The organism is Hoskinsella mucinilytica (assembly GCF_045223415.1).
In the GTDB taxonomy this organism is placed as follows: Bacteria; Bacillota_I; Bacilli_A; order Erysipelotrichales; family Erysipelotrichaceae; genus Hoskinsella; species Hoskinsella mucinilytica.
This window is the reverse complement of record NZ_JBEQZJ010000126.1, coordinates 1-420: the sequence shown is the minus strand read 5'-3', so window position 1 is coordinate 420 and position 420 is coordinate 1. Positions and strand designations below refer to the sequence as shown.

1 protein-coding gene is annotated in these 420 nt (G+C 38.1%); it reads left to right on the top strand.

From position 1 onward, the window contains the following. On the top strand, positions 1-420 hold a 420-nt coding region (locus UGRO018_RS17820; protein WP_416327856.1), incomplete at both ends, for an SDR family NAD(P)-dependent oxidoreductase.

The window sequence follows — 420 nt, the reverse complement described above, 5'->3', positions numbered from 1 at the left end:
GTCAAAGACAAGGTCGTGATGATAACCGGAGGTGGAGGAAGTATCGGTAGTGAATTATGTAGACAGATCTCTACCAAGCAACCAAAGCAATTGATCATTGTAGATATTTATGAAAATAATGCCTATGACATCCAGTTAGAACTAAAACATGATTATCCGAATCTAAACTTAGAAACACTAATCGCATCCGTGAGAGATAAAGGCAAAGTAAATGATCTATTCAAAAAGTATCATCCGGATATCATCTATCATGCGGCAGCACACAAGCATGTGCCATTGATGGAAGATGCACCAAATGAGGCCATCAAGAACAATGTGTTCGGAACATTAAATGTAGTAAAAGCAGCGGATCAGTATGGAGCTAAGAAGTTCATATTGATATCAACCGATAAAGCAGTAAATCCAACCAATATCATGGGA